1 protein-coding gene is annotated in these 297 nt (G+C 36.4%); it reads right to left on the bottom strand.

What is annotated here, in order from left to right; all coding sequences use genetic code 11:
* A partial coding sequence (locus tag AOA60_RS01395) for a DUF1700 domain-containing protein (protein ID WP_143522332.1) occupies positions 1 to 236 on the bottom strand: 236 nt, incomplete at its 3' end.
* Positions 237 to 297 lie beyond the last annotated feature (61 nt).

Below are 297 nucleotides of genomic sequence, written 5' to 3'. Positions count from 1 at the left end.
AATATATTCCCTGTAGATACGGTTGTCTCCGCTTTTTCAATGTGGTAGTTTGCAGATAGATCCTTTCCTATCTGTTGAGGTTTTCCTAAAGCTTTACTAATTTCTTCTTCTGTTTTACCTTCTACTTTTCCATTTGCAAAGTGCTCTTCGAAATCTTCCATAATATCCGCGCGCTCAGCTGCTGGAAGTTCAGTTAATGAACTACTTAGTTCCTTCAAAAATTCTATCCTATTCATTAGACACACCTTCTTTAATCAATTGGTTTACTCCATTAGAAAACTCTTCCCACTCTTGATA

Origin of the sequence: Pseudomonas sp. 2822-17 (assembly GCF_002742485.1) — a bacterium.
Lineage (GTDB): Bacteria > Pseudomonadota > Gammaproteobacteria > Pseudomonadales > Pseudomonadaceae > Aquipseudomonas > Aquipseudomonas cyclaminis.
Note: the sequence above shows the minus strand (reverse complement) of the source record. Positions and strands in the feature narration are given on the sequence as shown.